Annotated in this window: 23 protein-coding genes; 14 read left to right on the forward strand and 9 right to left on the reverse strand. The window is 27.2% G+C overall.

Annotation, left to right across the window (positions count from 1 at the left end; genetic code table 11):
* Window positions 1-17: 17 nt before the first annotated feature.
* Window positions 18-1,160, forward strand: coding sequence for a hypothetical protein (locus tag BVAVS116_RS03290; RefSeq protein ID WP_006068214.1), 1,143 nt, complete (start codon window positions 18-20; stop codon window positions 1,158-1,160).
* On the opposite strand, the gene BVAVS116_RS03295 is transcribed toward BVAVS116_RS03290, so the two are convergent.
* Entirely contained in the window at window positions 1,157-1,987 is an 831-nt protein-coding gene (locus BVAVS116_RS03295) for a DnaJ domain-containing protein (RefSeq protein WP_006068944.1), read from the reverse strand. The genes BVAVS116_RS03290 and BVAVS116_RS03295 overlap by 4 nt on opposite strands.
* 97 nt (window positions 1,988-2,084) lie before the next feature.
* Here BVAVS116_RS03295 and psgB point away from each other — a divergent pair, with 97 nt between their 5' ends.
* Window positions 2,085-3,215, forward strand: a complete 1,131-nt coding sequence (gene psgB, locus BVAVS116_RS03300) for a HemN-related non-iron pseudo-SAM protein PsgB (protein ID WP_006068422.1) — start codon at window positions 2,085-2,087, stop codon at window positions 3,213-3,215.
* Here psgB and rpiA read toward each other — a convergent pair.
* Window positions 3,202-3,888, reverse strand: a complete 687-nt coding sequence (gene rpiA / locus BVAVS116_RS03305; protein ID WP_006068483.1) for a ribose 5-phosphate isomerase A — start codon at window positions 3,886-3,888, stop codon at window positions 3,202-3,204. The genes psgB and rpiA overlap by 14 nt on opposite strands.
* 147 nt (window positions 3,889-4,035) lie before the next feature.
* On the opposite strand from rpiA, the gene gpmA reads away from it, so the two are divergent.
* On the forward strand, window positions 4,036-4,782 hold the full coding sequence (gene gpmA, locus BVAVS116_RS03310) for a 2,3-diphosphoglycerate-dependent phosphoglycerate mutase (protein ID WP_006068838.1): 747 nt from the start codon (window positions 4,036-4,038) through the stop codon (window positions 4,780-4,782).
* 80 nt (window positions 4,783-4,862) lie between these two features.
* Here the strand turns inward: gpmA and lysS are convergent, their stop codons facing one another.
* Window positions 4,863-6,428 carry a lysine--tRNA ligase gene (gene lysS, locus BVAVS116_RS03315; protein ID WP_006068634.1) on the reverse strand — a complete coding sequence of 522 codons (1,566 nt, stop codon included), beginning with the start codon at window positions 6,426-6,428 and terminating at the stop codon, window positions 4,863-4,865.
* A 72-nt stretch (window positions 6,429-6,500) separates the two neighbouring features.
* A complete protein-coding gene (era, locus tag BVAVS116_RS03320) occupies window positions 6,501-7,373 on the reverse strand; it encodes a GTPase Era (RefSeq protein ID WP_006068233.1) in 873 nt (290 codons plus the stop codon).
* Between the two features lie 106 nt (window positions 7,374-7,479).
* Here era and BVAVS116_RS03325 point away from each other — a divergent pair, with 106 nt between their 5' ends.
* The 3 genes from BVAVS116_RS03325 to BVAVS116_RS03335 are packed head-to-tail and all read left to right on the forward strand — an operon-like array spanning window position 7,480 to window position 8,725.
* A complete protein-coding gene (locus tag BVAVS116_RS03325; protein WP_006068913.1) occupies window positions 7,480-7,836 on the forward strand; it encodes a hypothetical protein in 357 nt (118 codons plus the stop codon).
* Between the two features lie 9 nt (window positions 7,837-7,845).
* The gene (locus tag BVAVS116_RS03330) at window positions 7,846-8,256 is read left to right on the forward strand and encodes a hypothetical protein (protein ID WP_006068561.1); all 411 of its coding nucleotides are present in this window, start codon (window positions 7,846-7,848) and stop codon (window positions 8,254-8,256) included.
* A 19-nt stretch (window positions 8,257-8,275) separates the two neighbouring features.
* Complete coding sequence (locus BVAVS116_RS03335; RefSeq protein WP_006068479.1) at window positions 8,276-8,725, forward strand: DUF192 domain-containing protein; 450 nt, start codon at window positions 8,276-8,278, stop codon at window positions 8,723-8,725.
* A gap of 6 nt (window positions 8,726-8,731) precedes the next feature.
* Here the strand turns inward: BVAVS116_RS03335 and BVAVS116_RS03340 are convergent, their stop codons facing one another.
* Window positions 8,732-9,403, reverse strand: a complete 672-nt coding sequence (locus BVAVS116_RS03340) for a hypothetical protein (protein ID WP_040351369.1) — start codon at window positions 9,401-9,403, stop codon at window positions 8,732-8,734.
* Window positions 9,404-9,460: 57 nt separating this feature from the next.
* Here BVAVS116_RS03340 and BVAVS116_RS03345 point away from each other — a divergent pair, with 57 nt between their 5' ends.
* The 8 genes from BVAVS116_RS03345 (at window position 9,461) to BVAVS116_RS03380 (ending at window position 18,116) form a co-directional block, all read left to right on the forward strand.
* Window positions 9,461-10,420 (forward strand): glycosyltransferase family 2 protein, encoded by a 960-nt coding sequence (locus BVAVS116_RS03345; RefSeq protein WP_006068429.1) that lies wholly within the window; start codon window positions 9,461-9,463, stop codon window positions 10,418-10,420.
* A complete protein-coding gene (locus BVAVS116_RS03350) occupies window positions 10,413-11,411 on the forward strand; it encodes an N-acetylmuramoyl-L-alanine amidase (protein ID WP_006068340.1) in 999 nt (332 codons plus the stop codon). The genes BVAVS116_RS03345 and BVAVS116_RS03350 overlap by 8 nt, the downstream gene beginning before the upstream one ends.
* Window positions 11,401-11,952, forward strand: a complete 552-nt coding sequence (locus tag BVAVS116_RS03355) for a hypothetical protein (RefSeq protein ID WP_006068230.1) — start codon at window positions 11,401-11,403, stop codon at window positions 11,950-11,952. The genes BVAVS116_RS03350 and BVAVS116_RS03355 overlap by 11 nt, the downstream gene beginning before the upstream one ends.
* A 79-nt stretch (window positions 11,953-12,031) precedes the next feature.
* Window positions 12,032-13,057: a flagellar filament outer layer protein FlaA gene (gene flaA, locus BVAVS116_RS03360; RefSeq protein ID WP_006068957.1), complete on the forward strand. Its 1,026-nt coding sequence runs from the start codon at window positions 12,032-12,034 to the stop codon at window positions 13,055-13,057.
* A gap of 70 nt (window positions 13,058-13,127) precedes the next feature.
* Window positions 13,128-15,734 (forward strand): chemotaxis protein CheA, encoded by a 2,607-nt coding sequence (locus tag BVAVS116_RS03365; RefSeq protein WP_006068881.1) that lies wholly within the window; start codon window positions 13,128-13,130, stop codon window positions 15,732-15,734.
* 7 nt (window positions 15,735-15,741) lie between these two features.
* The gene (locus BVAVS116_RS03370) at window positions 15,742-17,142 is read left to right on the forward strand and encodes a CheR family methyltransferase (protein ID WP_006068890.1); all 1,401 of its coding nucleotides are present in this window, start codon (window positions 15,742-15,744) and stop codon (window positions 17,140-17,142) included.
* 11 nt (window positions 17,143-17,153) lie between these two features.
* The gene (locus tag BVAVS116_RS03375) at window positions 17,154-17,639 is read left to right on the forward strand and encodes a chemotaxis protein CheX (RefSeq protein ID WP_006068952.1); all 486 of its coding nucleotides are present in this window, start codon (window positions 17,154-17,156) and stop codon (window positions 17,637-17,639) included.
* Between the two features lie 36 nt (window positions 17,640-17,675).
* The gene (locus tag BVAVS116_RS03380) at window positions 17,676-18,116 is read left to right on the forward strand and encodes a response regulator (RefSeq protein ID WP_006068622.1); all 441 of its coding nucleotides are present in this window, start codon (window positions 17,676-17,678) and stop codon (window positions 18,114-18,116) included.
* Between the two features lie 51 nt (window positions 18,117-18,167).
* Here BVAVS116_RS03380 and BVAVS116_RS03385 read toward each other — a convergent pair whose 3' ends face one another.
* Genes BVAVS116_RS03385 through BVAVS116_RS03400 form a run of 4 tightly spaced genes read right to left on the reverse strand, consistent with a single transcriptional unit; the run spans window position 18,168 to window position 21,242 of the window.
* Window positions 18,168-18,683, reverse strand: a complete 516-nt coding sequence (locus BVAVS116_RS03385; RefSeq protein ID WP_006068757.1) for a hypothetical protein — start codon at window positions 18,681-18,683, stop codon at window positions 18,168-18,170.
* Window positions 18,680-19,726: a hypothetical protein gene (locus BVAVS116_RS03390; protein ID WP_040351346.1), complete on the reverse strand. Its 1,047-nt coding sequence runs from the start codon at window positions 19,724-19,726 to the stop codon at window positions 18,680-18,682. Before BVAVS116_RS03390 ends, BVAVS116_RS03385 begins: the two co-directional genes overlap by 4 nt.
* Window positions 19,720-20,583 (reverse strand): hypothetical protein, encoded by an 864-nt coding sequence (locus tag BVAVS116_RS03395; protein ID WP_006068298.1) that lies wholly within the window; start codon window positions 20,581-20,583, stop codon window positions 19,720-19,722. The genes BVAVS116_RS03390 and BVAVS116_RS03395 overlap by 7 nt, the downstream gene beginning before the upstream one ends.
* Entirely contained in the window at window positions 20,580-21,242 is a 663-nt protein-coding gene (locus BVAVS116_RS03400) for an HAD family hydrolase (RefSeq protein WP_006068350.1), read from the reverse strand. The genes BVAVS116_RS03395 and BVAVS116_RS03400 overlap by 4 nt, the downstream gene beginning before the upstream one ends.
* Window positions 21,243-21,413: the final 171 nt, after the last annotated feature.

Consider the following 21,413-nt stretch of genomic DNA (forward strand, 5'->3'; position numbering starts at 1 on the left):
TAAGATGATGTTTTGACATGAAGTTTTTTGATTTTGGTTCGTTAGGATTTTATAGGTTTTTTGATTTTCAAAAATATCTTAATTTTAGTATTTTTAGGTATAGTTTAATAAATTATTATTCTTATCGAGAGCAGTCAAGCCTTATTAACGATGCTAATTTGCTTAAGGATAAACTTGTATTTTTGGATAAGATTTATAGGGATTTTAATCCCAGTGTCAGTAAATCTTGGGATGCTAATAAAGCTATTTTTTTAGATACTTTGCTTATTATTAAAAATTTGATAAAGAAATATCATCCCGACTCAGAATTTTTATACATTCAAGAAGATGAATTATTGGAAGATATTTCCTATTTTAATAAATTTTTAGATAAACTTAAATATTTAAACTTTAGAGTAGATCTTAAGCAAAAGATTGAAAATTTTGAAAAAAAGAGTAAGGCTCCATTTTCTTGCATAAGAATTGCTACATTCTTTATTCAAGAAGAATTTTTAGATCGACTTAGTAATTCGTTTGATTTTTTCTCCAATGAGGCCAATAGCAACAATTTAGATGTAATTAACAAAGAAATTAATGATTATTATGAAAAAGTAGAGCAAATTAAAAAAAGTAACAATATTAAAGAAACCCATAAAAAATTTATTATAGACCACACGAAAGATAGAATTGATAAAATCATGAAAGATCATAGTCTTGACATTTCTAAACTGCTTATAAAAATTGCTTTGCTTGAGATTACAATTCAATCTTTTGATAGCTATTATTTGAATTTATTGGAAATTTTACAAATTCTTTTATCTATTAATAATATAATTGAGATCGGTTTAAACGAATTGCCAGATGCTATTTTTAATGAGTGGAATGAGCTTATTTATTTAAAAAGGAAAGAGTTTCAAAAATTTGTTTTAATCTCTGATTATGTTTTCCAAAAAAGGATCATATCTACTATAAATTCTGGAAATTGGAAATTTGCCTTTTTTACTCTTGCTCCCCGACAAGGGGATGTTTTTCAATTTTCAGTGGATATTACTAAGAATTTTGATAATATTGAGGATGGAATCAAGGAATATGAGTCTAAGATAAATAAATTTAATGAATATAGGTCGGGTTGGGAGGCAAATTTAAGAAATTTTGGGCATTTATTTTCAGAAACACTTTAACTATATATTTCTTTTAATCTTTCGTAAATACTTCTTACTTCATTATTTATTATTTTGGGAATTTTTACTATCAAAGTGACTTTAAGGTCCCTTTTTGAGCTGCTTCCAATTATAGGCATTCCTAGTTCTTTTAAGTTTAGAATTTCTCCATTTTTTGCATCCGAAGGAATTTTAAGCTTTATTTTTTTCCCCTCAATTGTTTCAAATAATTTTTCGCAACCCAGAGCTATTTCCCACGGATAAACTTCTATTGTTGTTTCTAAGGTTTTTCCATTCAGTTTAAATTTTTTATAGTTTGATATAGTAAATTTGACTATTAAGCTCCCTTTTGTTCCAAAAATTGGATTAATAGGCCCTTTGTTGTTTATTTTTATTTTAGTTGTTTCTAATGTTCCTTTTGGTATTATTATCTCAAATTTTTTGTTGTTTATCAGTATTGTTTTTTTACCTCCCATATAAGCATCATAAAGTGAAATATTTACAGTTATTTCTTTGTCTGTTGTTTTTCTTGAAGATCCGCTAAAGATTTTAGAAAAAAAATCTAAATCTTCAAAATTGTTAAATCTTGAGCTGTTAAATTCTCTTTCAAAATGGTCATTGTTGCCATTAAAATTAGTGCTACCCGAGGCATCGTAATTTCTTTTTTTATCAGGAGAAGATAAAATTTCATAAGCTTCATTTATTTCTTTAAACTTTTCTTCAGCTATTTTGTTTCCCTTGTTTTTGTCAGGGTGATATTTTATTGCCAATTTTTTGTAAGCTTTTTTAATTTCTTCGTTACTAGCATTTTTTTGTATTCCAAGTATATTGTAATAGTCTTTGGTCATTAAAAAATATCCTCCAAATCCCCTTTATTTATTATATATTTTAATATTTGTACTTTATATATGTTATAATTAAACTTAAATTTTTAAAAGACCAATTATGAGAGTAGATCTTTTGTCTCTTATCGAGCTAAGTCTTTATATTAATATTTCATTTTGTTGTAAAGATTTTAGCATTTTTAATAGAATTTTAGATAAATTAAAATATCATTTAATCTTGTTAGGTCATCCAATTATAAAAACACTTTACATTAAGCATGTAGATTTTTGTTTATGTGGGCAGGATAATTTAAAATTTATTTTCACTTCTTTGTCTAAATATATTAATTTGGCGTTATTAGAAGAATTTACTTTGGAAATTATTCCAGGTTACGTTGATTTTGAAAAGTTCAAACTTTTGGATGAATTTTTTGTTACTAGAATTAATCTTGGTGTTCAAAGTTTTTCTTTAAAATTTAGAAAGATTATAGGTATTCCTGAGATTCCTTATGAAAAAATGAATATTTTAATTAACAACATTAGAAAGTTCCCTTTTGATTTGAATATTGATATGACTATTAATATGCCTTTGCAAAAAAAATCTCATCTTAAGTACGATTTGAAAGAATTGCTCTCATATATGCCTGAGCATATTTGTTTTAGTGATTTTATATGTGAAAAGGAAGGCCTTACTTTAAGAGATTTTGATAATGGTATTGATTCAGAAAAGCTATGGTTTTGTGCCCTAGAGTGTTTAGAATCCAATGGTTACATTAATTATGAAATTACTAATTTTGCGTTAAAGGGTCATGAGAGTAAGCATAATAAGCTAAATTGGGAGTTAAAACCGTATTTAGGATTAGGATTGCACGCTGTAAGTTTGCTTTTCTGTAGTGACAATAATAATATAAGAGCTTTGATTAGAAAAGATAATGGTTTTGTTAAATCAAATAATTATTTAGTAACGTTTAAGTTGTTAGAGGATTTGGAGTTTTTTATTTATCATTTTATTCAAGGTCTTGGAACTATTCAAGGTGTTAACTTGCGGTCTCTTAGGCTTAGATTTGAGTATGATGAAAAACAATTTTTCCAGTTTATTAGTTATTGCTTGACTTTAAGTGGAAAATTTGTTTTTGATAATAATATTATGTTATTAAAAGGGCATGAAAGGTTTAAGTTAGATTTTTATTTAGTAAAAATTATAAACTATTTTAATGATAATATTTTTAAAGTGAAGTTTAGGCTTCCTTGATTTGTTTGTTTTGGTAATAAACTATTTTTGTATTTTTATGGTTAAATATTCCAATCTCAAGTATACCTGGAAATAGTTTAAAGTATTTTTCTGTTCCTTCAGGATTTTCTACGTGCATTTTTACATCTAAAATATAATTGTTGTTATCAGTTATAATGGGTCCTTTTTTTTCGTTACAAATTCTTAAGGTTGTATCTAAATTCATTTCTTCAAGTCTAGTCATAATAAATCCAACAGCACTTTGGGCAACTTCTATGGGAATAGGCATTTTTGTTCCCAATTTTTTTACAATTTTTGTTTCATCTGCTATTATTAGCAATGTTTCTGAATTGTAGGCTATTACTTTCTCCATTAGGTGTGCGCCCCCCATTCCTTTTATTAAACTTTTTTTTTCTAATAAAATTTCATCAGCTCCATCAATTGCAATGTCTAAATTTTTGTTAAGTTTTGAAAAATTTGATTCATAAGGAATTTGTTCTCTTGAGAGTAAATATTTTGTATCGCTACTTGTTGTATAGAATTTTAAATTTTTTAAATTGCCCGATTTTAGCTTTTCGCTTAAATATTTTATTGCATAATAAATAGTTGTACCTGTTCCAATTCCAAGGTTCATATTGCTTTTGATATAGTGATCAATTGCGTATTTTGCTACCAAAATTTTTTGATTTTCCATAAATTTTTTCCTTGCTTGAGTGAATTTAAAGTTCAATGTATTTTAAAGTATATCATTATTTAATTAATGGTTAAAATCTTGACTAGATTTTGTGCTAATTTATAATTATTAGTATTAGTAAATAAAAATAATATGCTAGGAGATTTTATGTATAAATTAGTTTTAGTGAGACATGGAGAGAGTGAGTGGAACAAAGAGAATCTTTTTACTGGTTGGACAGATGTTAAGCTTTCCGATAAAGGTATCGATGAGGCTGTCGAGGCAGGTTTGCTTCTCAAACAAGAAGGCTATTCTTTTGATATTGCTTTTAGTTCTTTATTGTCAAGGGCTAACGATACTTTAAATATTATTTTGCGAGAACTAGGTCAATCTTATATTAGTGTAAAAAAAACCTGGAGATTAAATGAAAGACACTATGGGGCTTTACAAGGTTTAAATAAGTCAGAAACAGCTGCAAAATATGGGGAAGATAAAGTTTTAATTTGGAGACGCAGTTATGATGTGCCCCCAATGTCTTTAGATGAGTCTGATGATCGTCACCCAATAAAAGATCCAAGATATAAATATATTCCTAAAAGGGAACTTCCTTCAACAGAGTGTCTTAAAGATACTGTTGCAAGAGTTATTCCTTATTGGACTGATGAGATTGCAAAAGAAGTTCTTGAAGGTAAAAAGGTTATTGTTGCTGCTCATGGCAATTCTTTAAGAGCTCTTGTTAAATATCTTGATAATTTAAGCGAAGAAGATGTTTTAAAGCTTAATATTCCAACAGGTATTCCTTTAGTTTACGAATTAGACGAAGATTTAAATCCTATTAAACACTACTATTTAGGTGATGAAAGTAAGATTAAAAGCGCAATGGAATCTGTTGCTAGTCAAGGAAAGTTAAAATAATTGGGCTATTGGTATTAAAGTATTAATAAGTCATATTAAGTCATATAATTATGGCTTATTTTTTTTTATCATTTTGAAGTTTAAATATATTTACTTGTAATCTTTTCAAAACGGTCAATACCAATTATTTTGATAAATCCGGCTAATTTGGGACCTTTTTCTTTGTCGATTAAAATTTTATAAATTTGTTTAAAAAACAAAGCGGGTTCTATATTATTTTCTCTTGCAGTTTTATATATTTCGTTTTGAATGTCTTGTTCTGTGGCAACTTCAAAATTTTTCTTTAAAAAATTCAAAAGTTCATTAATTGCTTTTTTGTTATTTTCTTTTAGGATTTCTATATTATCAAATTTAGATCTTAATGAAAATTTGAAATCTTCGGGTGCAAAATCTCTTACCCAATTAATTGCACATTTGATTTTATTGATTAGTTTGTCTTTTTGATCGTCTTGAACGTTTTTCAAGTAATTTAGAATTTTATTTATATTATTTTCAAATATTTGACATATTACACTTAAATGTCTAAATCCGATTTGATAAGGGATGCTTTTGCTTGGCATGTATGGTTGAGATAACTCATAAATTCTTTTAAACGATCTTTTTTTTTCTTCTTTTATATCTTCTACTCCGTAATAGATTCTTTCAAACTTGTCGTAATCTTCGTATATTTTGATTACGTCAAGATCAAATGAGATTGAAAATTCGGTATTTGGTTTTGTAGAAGCAAATAAAAATCTTGTGACCTCAGGTGTGTAGACTTCAAGAACATCTTTAAGCGATATGACATCTCCTGATGAGGAGGATATTTTTCCACCACGTCCTTTTATTGAAATAAAGTCATATTGAAATGTTACAGGAGGATTTCCTTGAAAAATTTTTACAATATTTTTAGATGTATCAAAACTACCGCCGCTGCTGTGGTGGTCTTTTCCCGCAGGTTCAAAGTCAACATTTTCATATTTCCATCTCATAGGCCAATCTATTCTCCAGAGAAGCTTAATGGCCCATGTAGTTCTTATATCTAGAGATTCTCGATTTCCACATTCGCATGAGTATTCAACAGAGTAATGATTGTCGTAATTATTTACAGTTGTTGTATCTCTGTTGCATTTTGTACAAAATATACTGATTGGATACCAATTATCTTCAAGCTTTGAAGTTCTATATTCGTTTAATGCATCAGACAGTTCTTTTTTGTGATTAAGTGCAAACTTTATTTGGCTTGCATAGATACTATTGGTATATTGTTTACTTTGGTCAATGAATTCAGGATTGATTCCTACAGTAGGTAGATATTTTTCAAATTCAATTTCATTAGCTCTCGCGTAACTTGTTTTGTGGCTTCTTGTGTCAGGGACTCTTGTTATTGCTTGTCTTAAATAAGTCGTAAGAAGTTCTTGTTCTGGCATATTTTTGGGAACTTTTCGAAATACATCATAATTATCCCACGAATAAATAAACCTTACCTTTTCTCCAGAGTCTTTCAAAGCTCTTGCTACAAGGTCTACTGAAATAACTTCTCTGAAATTTCCAATGTGCACGGTTCCAGATGGAGTAATTCCTGATGCCACTGTGTATAAGTCTTTTGGACCTTTTTCTTTTTTTATTTTTTCTGCGTAAAAATCTGCCCAATGCGCCGTCTTCACATTTTATTCCTAGCTTAAATTTTAGCATTTTATTTTTAAAGTTTCAACAATTTAGAAAATTGTAGTTAAATATTAATTTATAAGTCTTTTTATTAGTTTATCTTCTTTGTTCCAATTTTTTTTTAGCTTTACCTGGAGAAATAGATTGCATTTTGTTTCAAAAATTTTTGCAATCGTTTTTCTTGCTTTTTCTCCTATTGATTTTATTTCTTTGCCGTTTTTTCCTACAATTATTCCTTTTTGACTTTCATTTGCTACAAAAATATTTGCCCTGATAAAAAGACTTCTTTTTTTGTTTTCTAATGTATCAATATCTACATACAAAGAATAGGGAAGTTCTTCTTTTAGGTTTTCAATAGCCTTTTCCCTTATTATTTCACTAATTCTAAAATTTATTTTTTGATCCGTATAGTATTCTTGTGGATAGTAAAGTGGGCCTTCTGAAAAATTTTCATAAATTTTATTTTTTAATTCTTCTGTATTTATTTTTTTTTCAGCAGATATTTTAATTATATTGTTGTCTTCTATTTCTTTTTCTTTTAGAAATTGTGTTATTTCTTTTATTTTTGTATTTTTAAGATCTACTTTATTAAGTAATACTAAAAATTTAATTTTAGAGTTTTTTATTATTTCTAGCATTTTATTTTCTTCTTCTCCAGGTTTGTCTTGAATGTCTATTATGTATAAAATAAGTTCAACTTCTCCTATTGAAGAGTGTATGTTTTTCATCATTGCAATATTAAACTTTTTTTTGCTCAGATGAAATCCTGGTGTGTCTATAAAAATAATTTGTCCTCTCCCATCTGTAAAGATTCCTTTTATGTTATTTCTAGTTGTTTGTGGAATAGGGGATATGATTGATATTTTATGTCCGCATATTGAATTTAAAAGGGTAGATTTTCCAGTTGATGGTCTACCAAGTATTGCTGCAAATCCTGATTTCATGTTTTAGTATTCCTTAAAATATGTAATATTAATACATATTTTATTATAATTAATTATATAGTATTTTAGATACTTTATAATTAATTATAATTTGAGGAATTTTCGTTTGGCAAAGGTAAATTTTGAAGTTTTTTGCGAACAATGTGGTGAAAAAGTTGGACTTAATAGGTCTATTTGTCCTAACTGTGCTGCTAAGCTTGGTGATATCGAATGTCCAAATTGTCGGCATGTAGGCCCAGTTTCTGCTTTTGGAGAGGGTTGCCCCAATTGTCACTACAGTCCTTTTCAGGAACTAAAAGAAAAGCCCTTTAAAAGAAAAGAAAGAATAAGGATGGTAAGTGGTGGAGTAGTTTCTAGAGTCTTTGTAAGACTTTTCCATTTTGGAATTAATGTTAATATTTTGCTGTATTTATTTTCAAGTTTTTTATTTGTTATACTTTTTCTTTATATTGTTTATGGCTAAAGGCTTTGTATGGGTATTACAGTTTTTTATTTATTTTCTATTTTTACATCTTTTGTTATGGGTTCTAGCATGGAGTCCGTTAAAGACAATGTTCTAAAAAGTACTATTTTTTATTATGATGTTGAAGAAGTTGAATTTCCTTATGCTAAGAAACAGACTTTGCAATTTATTGCTAAAACTCATTTAAAATATGCTGTTTTTAATTTTGACAAAAATAAAATGTTTTCATACACTTTTGTTTTTGATAAAAAATTAATATCCCAGTATTCAATTTTTATTGAGGTAAAGAAAAAGTTTGGCGAAGCTACACTGGTGACGCCTTTAAATTATTTATGGGATCTTGGTGAGTGTGTTATTGTTTTGAATAAAAATATTTTAAGAATGACTTTAAAATCTTATATTGTAAATTATAATAAATGATTTTTAATAAGGTTGATAATTGGAGAAAATTTTAAAACGGTTTTTATGTTTATTTTTGTTGATGCCTTTTTTATCTTTTGCTGATCATTTTTATGATAAAGAAATTGTGATAAATGGCGTTAAGTTTTTTGTAAAAATAGCATCTAATGAATTTGATAGAGCAAAAGGATATATGGATACTGAAAAAGTTGAATATGGAAAAGGAATGCTTTTTATTTTTAAAAAAGAGCAACATTTATCTTTTTGGATGGAGAATACACCTTTGATGCTTGAAATAGCTTATATTGATTCAAGTGGAATTATTAAAGAGGTTTATGATTTAGAACCATACTCTAGGGTAAACGTTAATTCTCTTTATAAAGCAAAGTATGCTCTTGAGCTTCCAAGAGGCTCATTTTCTAAATTTAAAATAAAAATAGGTGATAAGGTACATTTTTGCTTTGCCATTAATTCTTTATTAGTAGAATAATTTTGATTATTGGGCTTTAATTTCTTGAAGTTCTTCTTCGATTTGATCCTCTTTAAGTTCATTTTTGTTATATTCTTTTGTTGTATTTATTTTTTCTTGCTTTAAATCCTGTTCACTTGATGTATTATTTGCATTGTTATTTACTTCATTATTATCAATGTTTTCGTTGTTGGTTGTTATTATTTTTTTGAAAATAGTTATTGTTGAGGCGATTTCGTCAATTGCATCAAGCAAAAGTGTTTCACTTGCAAATTCTTCTGCTTTTACAATATATACCAAAGAATTAATTCCTCTTTCTGCGTTATGAATAATCTCCCATGATCCAAGTACTCTGTTATTGTAGCTGTCACTCATAAGGGATTCAGATATTTCTTTAATTTTTTGTGTGTTTACATCAAATACTTTGACAATTCCAAATATTTCTCTTATTTTTGAATTTTTATATGAGTTGAGTCTTGATCTAATGATTACTTCTTCTCGTTCATTATTGTTTATGTCTTTAAATGCTACAAAGTCATTCTCTGAGTCTATTTTATATTCAATTTTGTTTTTATCTAAAAATTTTTTAATTCTCTTGTCATACTGTATATTCTTATGGTTGCAAGAAATGAGTGCAAAAATGATAATAATCATGCTATGAAATAATGCATTAATATTTATTATTCTTGGAATTAACATTGTATTATTTGACATATGATTATTATAATTTAATTGTGAGGATTTTAAAAGTAATTTATGCGTCTTCAAGGTAGCGACTATTCATATACTGTTATTCAATCTAAGAATAATTATTCACAAAAATCTTCTTTTGGGATTTCTTTTGTAATATTAAGCAGAGGAACAAAAATTTTTAGAGAAGATTTATTTGAATTTTTATCAAATTTTGACTTTATAAGAGAAATAATTTCAATTGAAAAACAGAGTAATAGAAGTTCTTTACAGTTTATTTCAGAAAGTTATGGTAAGTTAAAATTTATTTTACTTTCTGATGATTTGAATTCTGGAGAAAAGGTTAATTTGGCAATGAAAGAATCCAGCTGTGATTTTGTTTTTGTCTTGCAAAGTGATATGTACTTGTTAAATCCTTTTTGGATTCCAAATATATTTGATGAAATAGTAAAAAAAAATGTTCTTCTTGTTGGGGGGGAGTTTTTCGATAAAGAAGAGGAAATGATACCTTCAATTTTTCTTCCCAGCATAGATAAACAGCAAAAGTTTAAGGTGATTTTAGTAAATTCTGAGAAAGACTATGAAAAAACCTTGATTACCATGGATTATTGTGGACTTTATTCTAAAGAGAAGTTTTTACAGCTAGGAGGTTTTGACGGAAGGATTCAAAATGAATATTTTCAAAGAATAGATTTTGGACTAAGAGCTGTTTATTTCGGGGAACATATCTATATTTATAGAAAGTTAAGAATTCAGTATACTGCATCAAATTCACCAGAAAATTTAACCAAAAATAAAAGTTTTTTGATTTTTTTGCTCAAGAACTATGTTCCAATTTTTGTTGGAAATGGCGTTGTTTTTTCTTTTTTGAGGTTTTGTAAAATTTGTTTAAAATACAAAATTAATCCTTTTCTCTTTCAAAAAGAATTTAAGGAAATAAAAGGTGAGATTGCTAAAAATAGCTTAAGATTCAAAGGAGACTTAAAGAGTGCCATTGAGCTTTGGGAAAACAATATTATTGATTAATTTGGTTTTGTTTTCATATTCGAACTTATATTCCAAAACACTTGATTACTTAAATATTCTTGATTTTTTTGATACTAATGTTTTTAAGTTCGATTTTAACATTGAAAATGATGTTTTTACAATTGAAAATGATAAGGGGTATTTAAAGTTTAGAGTAGGTTTTGAATATGCGCTTACATCTTCTGGTTATTATATGTTTGTAGATCCAATTGTTGACATTCGTGGAGAAATTTTAATAAGCCAAAAGGTATTAAAACAGATTGAAAATTATTTTAGTTCTCTTAAAGATTATAATAAACCCAGAATTACTTCAATAATCATTGATCCTGGACATGGTGGACACGATGCTGGCGCAGTTGTGACTTTAAGGATAAATGGTCACGATGTTGTTCTTCAAGAAAAAGATTTTGCATTAACTTATTCTATATATTTATCTAAAATTTTAAGCAATTATTTTGTAAATAAAAATATTTTGTTAACCCGTATAAATGACGTTTTTTTAACTTTAAAAGAGCGATCGGAATTTGCAAACGCAATAAAGCCAAATTTTCCAAATAATGTTATATTTTTGTCCATACACGCTAATGATGCTCCAAATAATGAGGCTAGGGGAGTTGAGTTTTGGTATCTTCCCAAGGATTCAAAAAGAGAGGTTATTAAAGATTTTAAGGGATATGATATTAAAGGTAATAGATACTTAAGTGAGCTTAATGATATACTAGATATTAAATATAAATATGAATCAAAAAGATTGGCTGAAATTTTGTATAAAGTATTTAAAAATGAATTAGTTGAAACCAATATTAGACCGATTAGAGAAGAGCAATGGTTTGTAATAAAAAATAGCAGTATGCCTGCTGTATTGATTGAAATGGGATTTTTGTCCAATATTTTAGATGCTAAATTAATTTTGGATTATAATTATATGAGCAAGTTTAATATCCTGATACTTAAATCTTTGATGGAATTTATAAATTTTTATGAAAAATAATATTTCGGATATATTTTTTAAATATAATGTAGTGATTTATAAATTTTTAAATTCTAAAAAAGAGTATATGGTTAGAGTGCTTTTAGGGGTCTTGGTAGCAAGTTTTTTGTTTTCTATTTGTACGATTTTTTTAAATTATGGCAGTCTTTTTTCAAAAAAGGTTTTTTATTTTCACTCTAACAAGGGTTTTGTTGCTAATTTAAGATATTTGAAAGATGAAAAAGATTTGAAAGATAATTTAGATCTTTTAGTAAAAGATTTTCTTTTAGGAAGCAATGAGGGATTTTCTTTTGGATTTTTATTAAGTGATGCAAGATTTTTATATTCTTTTTTAAAAAATAGAATATATTACATAAATCTTTCAAGGGAATTCTATGATTCTTTTAATAGTGGCGATTACAATGAATCTTATGAATCTTTTGATGTTAAAGTTAATCTGTTTGCCATGTCTTTAATAAAGACAATACGCTTTAACTATCCTGGCAAGTTAAAAAAGCTTGTTATTCTTGTTGAAGGGTGTATGTTGAAGGAGCAGAGCTGATAAATTTATTTTTACTAATAATGACAATTAAAAAACGAAAATTTTATAAAAGATTTATATATGTAAGGAGTTGGTTTACATGAAGAGGAAAGCGAAAAGCATTTTATTTTTTTTATTATCCACTGCTCTTTTTGCTCAAGAGACTGATGGATTGGCGGAAGGCTCTAAAAGGGCAGAGCCTGGAGAATTAGTTTTAGATTTTGCCGAACTTGCAAGAGACCCTAGTTCAACTAGGCTTGATCTTACAAATTATGTTGATTATGTATATTCTGGTGCTTCTGGTATTGTTAAGCCGGAAGATATGGTTGTGGATCTTGGAATAAATAATTGGAGTGTTTTGCTTACTCCTTCTGCAAGGTTGCAGTCTTACGTTAAAAATTCAGTTGTTGCGCCTGCTGTTGTTAAGAGCGAGTCAAAAAGGTACGCAGGTGACACTATTTTAGGAGTAAGGGTTTTGTTCCCAAGTTATTCTCAGTCATCTGCTATGATTATGCCGCCATTTAAAATTCCTTTTTATTCAGGGGAAAGTGGGAATCAATTTTTAGGCAAAGGTCTTATTGACAACATTAAAACCATGAAAGAGATTAAAGTATCAGTGTATAGTTTAGGATATGAAATAGATCTTGAGGTTTTATTTGAAGATATGAATGGTATGGAGTATGCTTACTCTATGGGGACTTTAAAGTTTAAAGGGTGGGCTGATTTAATTTGGTCAAATCCTAACTATATTCCTAATATATCATCTAGAATAATTAAAGACGATGTTCCAAATTATCCGCTTGCTTCAAGTAAAATGAGATTTAAGGCTTTTAGAGTTTCAAAATCACATAGTTCAAAAGAACAAAATTTTATCTTTTATGTGAAAGATTTGAGAGTTCTTTATGATAAGTTGAATGTTTCAATAGATTCTGATATTGATAGTGAGTCTGTATTTAAAGTTTATGAGACTAGTGGGACTGAATCCCTTCGTAAATTAAAGGCACATGAAACTTTTAAAAGAGTTTTAAAGCTTAGAGAAAAAATTTCTATGCCTGAAGGTTCTTTCCAAAACTTTATAGAAAAGGTTGAGAGTGAAAAACCTGAAGAATCATCCCCAAAACAGTAGGTTTGAATTAATATATAAAGCTAGCCTAAAAGGTTAGCTTTATATATATAAGATATTAATAGGAAATGGTATGGAAATATTAGATTTGGAAAATGAAGAGCTTCTAGGGGTTTTTTTTGAAGAGGCTCAAAATCTTGTAGATATCCTTGAAGAGAATATTATGTCATTAGAGGATGATCCTAATAATTCTGATACTATTGATGAAATATTCAGAGCAGCTCATACTTTAAAGGGAAGTTCTGCTTCTCTTGATATTATGGAGCTATCTGATTTTACCCATATTGTTGAAGATGTTTTTGATGCTATTAGAGATGGTAAGATAAATATAAACAATGATCTTATTGATCTACTTTTAAATTCATTGGATGTTATTAAAGAAATGCTTGCGCTTCGTCTTGATGGCAAGGTTTATTTAAATGATATAAGTGATCTTAAAAGCAAATTAAAGCAATTTTTAGTAATTGATGATCAAGTTTTTATGAATAGAATTGACGAAAATTTAAATAAAAACAATTTTTGTCTTTCAAAATTAGATCTTGAGGAGATAAGAGAAAGTTTAGGGATTGGGCAAAAGGTTTTAAGGATAAGTGTTATTTTTAATGCAAATGCAAATGCAAATAGTAGTTCTGAAGTTGAAAATGGTGGAATTAAAATATTTAATATTTTAAAAAATTTAGGATCTGTGTTACATACAATTCCTAAATATGAGCAAATCATAGAAGATAAATTTTTAACAAGAGTAGATTATTATCTTATATATTCAGATATAGAGGTTGTGAAAAAAAGTTTAGACCCTTCAAGTTTAATTGCAAGCTATTTGGTTGATGAATTTAATGTAGAAGAAGAATTAAAAAATCTTGTAGGTAAAGGCCTTAAAGATATCGATTTAAATTCCAATTCTGTTTTAAATAATAGTTTTGATTTTACAGATAATGAGATTTCTGATTTATTGCTTGAGATTGAAAATCAAAAGTTATTTAAAGTTAGATTGTATTTTGTAAAAGACAATCCTATGGCCACAATTAGTGGGTTTCAAATGCTTCAGGCATTAAAAAGTCTTGGAAATATTTTCAAGTCTATCCCAGATTCCAGTGAATTATTAGCAGATAAGTTTTTTGATTTTGTTGTATATTACTTAATATCAGATGTCAGTGCAGATATTATTGCTAAAAAGATTAATTTACCAGATGTTGTTAGTCATTTTGAAATTGAAAATGTTAATTTAGAATCTTTAAAGAGTGTAAGTTTAAAAGAAAACGATGAAATGACCCTTAGGGCAAATAAAAGTATTAAGAAAAACAATCCAATTAATGTTAATTTAATTAGAATAGATAGTAAAAAAATAGATTACATATTAAATCTTGTTAGTGAAGCTGTAATAAGTAAGTCATCTTATAATCAAATAAATTCAGAAATGATTACATTATTTTATAATTTTAATTATTTTTATGATTATCAAGAAAGTTTTCAGAGAAACTTTTTAATTGATTTAAAGATAATTTTTAAAGATGCAGGCTTAACATTAGAAGATGAGATCGAATCACATATTAATTCTTTGATGAGTTTTAAAATGGAAAAGTCTTTAAATGATATATCTGAATTGAGAAATTCTTTTTTTAGACTTCTTCAAAATTTTAAAATGACTTCTGGGCGATTATCTAGAATAATTACAGATTTGCATGAGAGTGTTTTAAAGACTAGAATGTTGCCGATATCTAATATATTTTCAAGGTTTACAAGAGTTGTCAGAGATCTTTCAAAAAAATTGAATAAGATTGTAAATCTTGAAATGGAAGGAGAAGAAACTGAGCTTGATAAGTCTGTTATAGATGACCTTGTAGATCCTTTGATGCATTGTGTTAGAAATTCAATGGATCATGGACTTGAAACAGTTGAAGAGAGAATTAAAAAGGGAAAGAGCAAAGCGGGTACTATAATTTTGCGTGCTAAGAATGAGGGCAATGTAATATCAATTGAGATTGAAGATGATGGAGCTGGTATAGATCCAAAGATTATTAAGCGCAAATTAATTGAAAAAGGAACAATAAAAGAAGATGCAGTTTACTCTGATTTTGAACTTATTAACTTAATTTTTGCTCCTGGATTTTCAACAGCAGGTCAAGTGACAGACCTTTCAGGTAGAGGCGTTGGTCTTGATGTTGTTAAAAAAAGCATTGAAAAGCTTAATGGAACTATTTTAGTAGAATCAGAAATTGGTCTTGGAACAATTTTTAAAATTAAACTACCACTAACATTAGTGATTATACAAGGTCTTTTGGTAAAATCGGGGCCTGAGACTTATGTTATTCCTTTGAACAATGTTCTTGAAACTCATAGAATAACCGAACATGATATAAAATTGCTTGAAAATTATCACGAAGTTTATAATTTAAGAGACGAAATCATTTCTGTTCTCAGGCTTGATAAACTTTTTAATATAACAAGAGATGATTCATTAATAGAGAAGTTTTTAATAGTTGTTAATATTAACAACATAAAGACCGCAATTGTTGTAGACTCTATTCTTGGCGAAGAAGATTTTGTAGTAAAGCCTATTAAGGATAAATTTTCATCAACTGCGGGTGTGGTTGGAGCTACTACTCTTGGTAATGGTAAGGTTGTGTTAATAATTGATGTTTTTAAACTTTTTGATTTAAAAAAGGATACTAAGGAGTGAATTTCTTGTGCAGATAAAAGAAATTTATTTTGGACCTAAAATTTTAGATGATAAAAATTGTAATTCTAAGTTGACTAATTTTGATTTTAAGGTTGTTTCCTTTGAGCTTGGGTCAGATCATTATTTAGTAGACATTATGCAGGTTAAAGAAATTAGAAAATCTAGTAATTTTACTTATGTTCCAAATGCCAAAAAATATGTAGCTGGTCTTGATAATTTACGGGGCGAAATAATTCCTATTATAGATCTTAGAATAATGTTTAATTTGGAATTTAATAAAAAAGATCTTGAAGATATTATGGTTTTAAAAAATGAAGATCTTCTTATAGGGGTGATTGTTGATAAAATTAATAATGTTTTTTCAATAGATTCTAGCCTTATTCAAGATCCACACCCAGTTTTGTCTCAGGATTCTTTAATAAATTATATAAAAGGTGTTGTAGATTATAACGAAAAGCTTTATATACTCCTTGATGTTTCCAAAATCTTTAATTATGGTGAAGAAGAAAAAGTGTTAAAACCCGCTCAAAATTTTGTTGAAAAAATCGATTTTGTAAGCGATTGTGATGATTTAGATATACTAGAAAATTCCAAAGATGATTTTTCCAATAGTGTTTTTTTAAAAAATAGTAATAACAGTAAAAATTCAGCTTTAAATAATATTGCAACTTTTAATTTGGAGAATATTAAAAAAAATCTTTTGAAATACTCATTTAATGCTTCTTTAGTAAATGATGTGTTTTTAGAAAAAGTTGGAGTAAACTTTAATATGGTTGATACTGATTACTTGCCTTACGATAGTTTTTTAAATGAATTTTATTCAAAATCATCAGGAAATTTGTGGGGAGCTGATTGTTTGGAAGAATTTCAAAATGAAATTGTTAAGAATCGCTTAAATTTTATGGATAATTTGAATTCTATTTTCAATGTATTGGAAATTGGTTGTGGTAATGGAAGAGAGACTATGGCTTTAGTTAATGCTCTGTCTGAATATTATGTAAAACCATTTAAGTTAACAGCTATTGATAATGATTTATCAAAAGTAGTTGAAACTTCTAGGTTGATTTTTTCAGAGTCAGAAATTGGTATTAGTGAAATTTATCGTAGGAACTCTTTTGAACAAAGTCCTGGGGTTTATAAATTTAAGTCAGAAATTCTCAATAATGTTTTGTTTGAATATTCCGATGCTCTTTTTTCAGATTTGCCTGATAATTTGGGGATGGTTTTTTTAAAAGATGTTTTATGTTTCTTGGATAGTAAAGATCAGATTTTAATCTTAGATATCATTGCTTCCAAAACTATTAAAGGGGCTCTTTTGGTTTTGGGAGATAACGAGGAACTTAAAAACAATGATGTTTTTATAAAAGAGAAATCCGCAGAATATTTTAACTTGTACAGGAAAGTCTAAAGGAGAAATTAATGAGAATAGATTATATAGAGCCATTTTTGGATGCCGCTTCTTCGGTTTTAAGAGATATGTTGCTTGTTGAGAATATAGAAATGGGTAAACCAGGTCTTAAGTCGATAAATCAAAAGATAAAAGGTGTTTCCGTAATAGTAGGGCTTGCTGGGTCTGTTGAGGGTAGTATAATTATTGATATGGACATAGAAACAGCCCTTTTTGTTGCTTCTAAGTTAAATTTTGAAGAGTACAATGATTTTGATGATGAGGAAACAAAAGAGATGGTTGCTGCAACTCTCACTGAGGTTGGCAATATTATTGCGGGAAATTTTGTTACTACTTTGCATGCTAAAGGTTTTGTATTCGATATAACCCCACCAGCCTTTATTTATGGAGAAAATATGAAAATAAGCAATAAAGGTTCTGAGGCTTTAATTGTTCCTTTTTCTTTGCCTGATGGTAAAATTATAGAAGTTAATATTGCAATAAGAGAGAGGGTTTGATATGAAAAAAATTCTTTTTATTAGAGAGAGGTTAATATGATTCAAAAGACTACAATTGCTGCAGATTCTTCATCTAAGCCTAGAGGAATCAATTATGATACAGGAATTCCTTTTAATGTTTTAATTGTTGACGATTCTGTTTTTACCGTAAAGCAGCTTACTCAAATTTTTACATCAGAAGGTTTTAATATTATTGATACCGCAGCTGATGGAGAGGAAGCTTTGATAAAATACAAGAATCATTATCCTAATGTTGACATTGTCACTCTTGATATTACCATGCCCAAAATGGATGGAATAACTTGTCTTTCTAATATTATGGAATTTGATAAAAATGCTAGAGTGATAATGATATCTGCTTTAGGCAAAGAACAATTAGTTAAAGATTGCTTAATGAAAGGAGCAAAAACATTTATTGTGAAACCATTAGACAGGGCAAAAGTTCTTCAAAGAGTAATGTCTGTATTTGTTAAATAAATTATTTATAAAAAAATTTATAAAAAAGCTTAAGCTTTAATTTTATTATTTTCATTTTTTTGGAGAAAAAATCATTTCATTACTTATTTTGTCTGAAGTCTTTAAAAAATAAGTTATGTTAAGGTTGAGTATTTTTAGAGGTTCTGTATTATTTTCTATGTAAAGTTCTAATTTGTAAAATCCTTTTTTTGTGTATATTAGTGAATAACTTTTAAAGGTTCCATTTATATTTTTAATTTTAAATACTTTATATTTTAAAAATTTGTTATCAATAAGCTCGCTTTGAATTAAATATTTATTTACTTCTTTGTAGTTTGAATTTAATAAACTGTAGTCAATTTTATTAAGCATTATACTTTTTACAAAATGCTCAGTTAGTTTATAAATATTTTTTTCTATTTCGCTTGTTGGAAAATCAGTATAGTATTCTTTTTCTAAAATTAAATTGAAAGATGAGTATTTTTTTATTTCTTCGGTTGCTCTTTTTTCAATTGATATGTTCAAAAGCCTAGCATTAAGTGACAAATTTAATAATGTCAGTAGCACTGCAATTATTTGAATTTTCATTTTAATTCCTGGTTTTTATTAATTATTTTTTTTACGTTTTCAATTTCTAAAGGTATTTTGCTTTTTCGTTTTGAATTTAGTTTTTCTTTTAGTAAAAGATTGTTAAATAATTTTGCAAGTTCATATACTTTTTCTTCGCTTAAAGTAAAAGGAATTTGAATTTTTCGATATTCTAATGGGTCTTGTAAAATTTTTGTCATTAAAATGATAGGATTTAAAAAACTTGCTTTAAAAAATTTATAAAAATTCATTAAAAAAATAGTAAATGAGGCAAACAATGCAAATAGAAAAATTCCAAGAATAGAATCGCTTTTTCTTTGCAAATATTTATCTATATAAAATTTTGTCTTATCTATTTCTATTACTTTGTATTCACTAGGACTGTAGTAAACAAATATTTCGTCTGATTTTGAGTATATTATGTTTTCTTTTTCCTTTATTAATAAGATGAAGGGATATTTTTCTTTAATGTAAGCTTTTTCATTTATTATTGATATGTTTTTAATAATATTAAATTCTTGTTTTTCTGGTATTGAATTTACAATTTTTGAGCTTGATATTACTATAAAAAATGTAAATGGTATTAATAAACTCATTGAAAATGTTCTAGCAAATGCTATTAGTATTAAATTCTTTTCTTTTGAATTGTAATAAATTTCTATTATGAGGTCGTTAAACCTAAGAAGCCTTAAAAATCTTAGTTTAAAAAGCGATAGCATTATTGGATTTAATATGGTTTCGTGGGCGACAATTATGTTTTTAAGCTGATATGAACTATAAAATGCTAAAGGAATAAGGCAGTGAATTATATCAAAGAATAGATTGTTTCTGACGTAGATTTCTAATCTTTGGGAAAAGTAAGCTTTGGTTATTTTATATAAAAAAATGAAAATAAAAATTGTATCAAATAGAAAACCAAGAAATATTAGTGCAAATCGTATTTTGTATGGTAAAAAAAGAATTATTGAGAGCTCTTCGATTAAGAGTTCAAATATTGAAAAAATTATTATTGCTTTTAAGAAAATCGAAAATTTTTTTACCATTTATTTACCTTAGCTATTTCTAATAATTCTTTGATTATTCTTGAATCATATTCTCTAGAACTTGATTGTTTTATTGAAAACCAACTTTCATCATACCCCATAAAACCTTTGACCGGATTGTTTTTGTATTTTGGAATTCTTGCTCTTGCTGAAAAAATGGCAATTAATGTTGAAATTGGAGACATTGTTTGTAGAATCTCATATTTAAAAAAGCTTTCAATTATGAGCTTGGCTGTTTTTTCGTCTAGAAAATCGGTATCATTGCTTATTGCTTTTGAAGTAGATTCAATATTTTTAATAGTCAATTCTATTCCTTTTTCAAAGCAGTATTTAATTACCAGTACTTTCAAGAGAAGTAATATCTTTAAATAATTTTTTATGATCTCGGATGAATAAAGGGTTTTATTTTCCTTTTGTATTAAATATATTGTATAAGAGTTTTTTCCCTCAAATAGTTTGTTTATGTAAAAGGTAATGTATCCATTGCTTATAGTATTAAAATTATAAAAAAATTCTTTTCTTAAAGACGAGTTAATTTTAACAAAATTAAATATCAAATTTAAGTCGTTTTTTGTTAATTCTTTACTAAAAAGAGGCTTTACAATGTTAAAATCAATAGCTTCAATACCAGATAAAACAAATGGTGTAATCATTATATCTGTTTTATCTTTGATGTATTGAATTAGATCTTTAAGTTCTGATTCAAAATTATTTTTAATAAATGTAGCAATAGTTTTTTTGTTTTCTTTTAAATAATTGAGCATTTCAATTTCTTTTTCTATAGCAGATAAACTTTTTATGCTTTCATGATTGAATAGATAATGATATAGGTAAGAAAAATATGGTTTTGCATTCATTTGATTAGGTCCAATAGTTCAAGCGGCTTGTGGATTATATGTTTTGCTCCATTTTGTTTTAATTCTTGAACACTTCTAAATCCCCAAGAAACTCCTATTGGTATAAATCCAGCGTTTAGTGCAGTTAGCATGTCCACATCGCTGTCTCCAATGTATGCAATTTCTTCTTTTTGGACATTTAATTCTAATATCATATCAAGAGCATTCTCAGGATCCGGTTTTGGTGGAAATTTTTTTGAATAACCTCTGATTTCAAAAAATAATATATTTTCAAAAATATTATTTACCAAATTTATTAATTCTTTATGATTTTTATTGCTTAAAATTCCAATTGGAATTTTAAGTTTATTCATATTTTCTAAAAGGTTTTTTATGTTTTCATATGGTTGTGTTTGAGATGAAAGATTTTTATTGTATTCTTTTACAAATTCTTTGTAGAGCTTGTCTTGTAAATTGGGATTATTATATTCAAGAGATAATAGCTTTAGAGTGTCTATTACAAATTTGTCAAATCCTCTGCCAACAAGAGCATTGAATTTGTTTAGTTCAATTTTATTGAATCCCAAGTTTGAAAGAGCAGAATTCATTGAGAATGCAATATCCATGATGCTATTTACCAGGGTTCCATCCATATCAAAAATGCAGGCTTTGATTTTCATAGTACTCTCTTTTATAATAGTTTATTCATTATTTTATTTTAGCATTAATTTGCTCTCTTTATTAAGGTTTTTATCTTTTAAGCATTTTTTATTTACTAATAATTAATTTTTATGAATAGTTTATTTTGTTTATTAAAATGCAAAAATGCTATTGAAAATATAAACTTTAAG

Origin of the sequence: Borreliella valaisiana VS116 (assembly GCF_000170955.2) — a bacterium.
Classification (GTDB): domain Bacteria; phylum Spirochaetota; class Spirochaetia; order Borreliales; family Borreliaceae; genus Borreliella; species Borreliella valaisiana.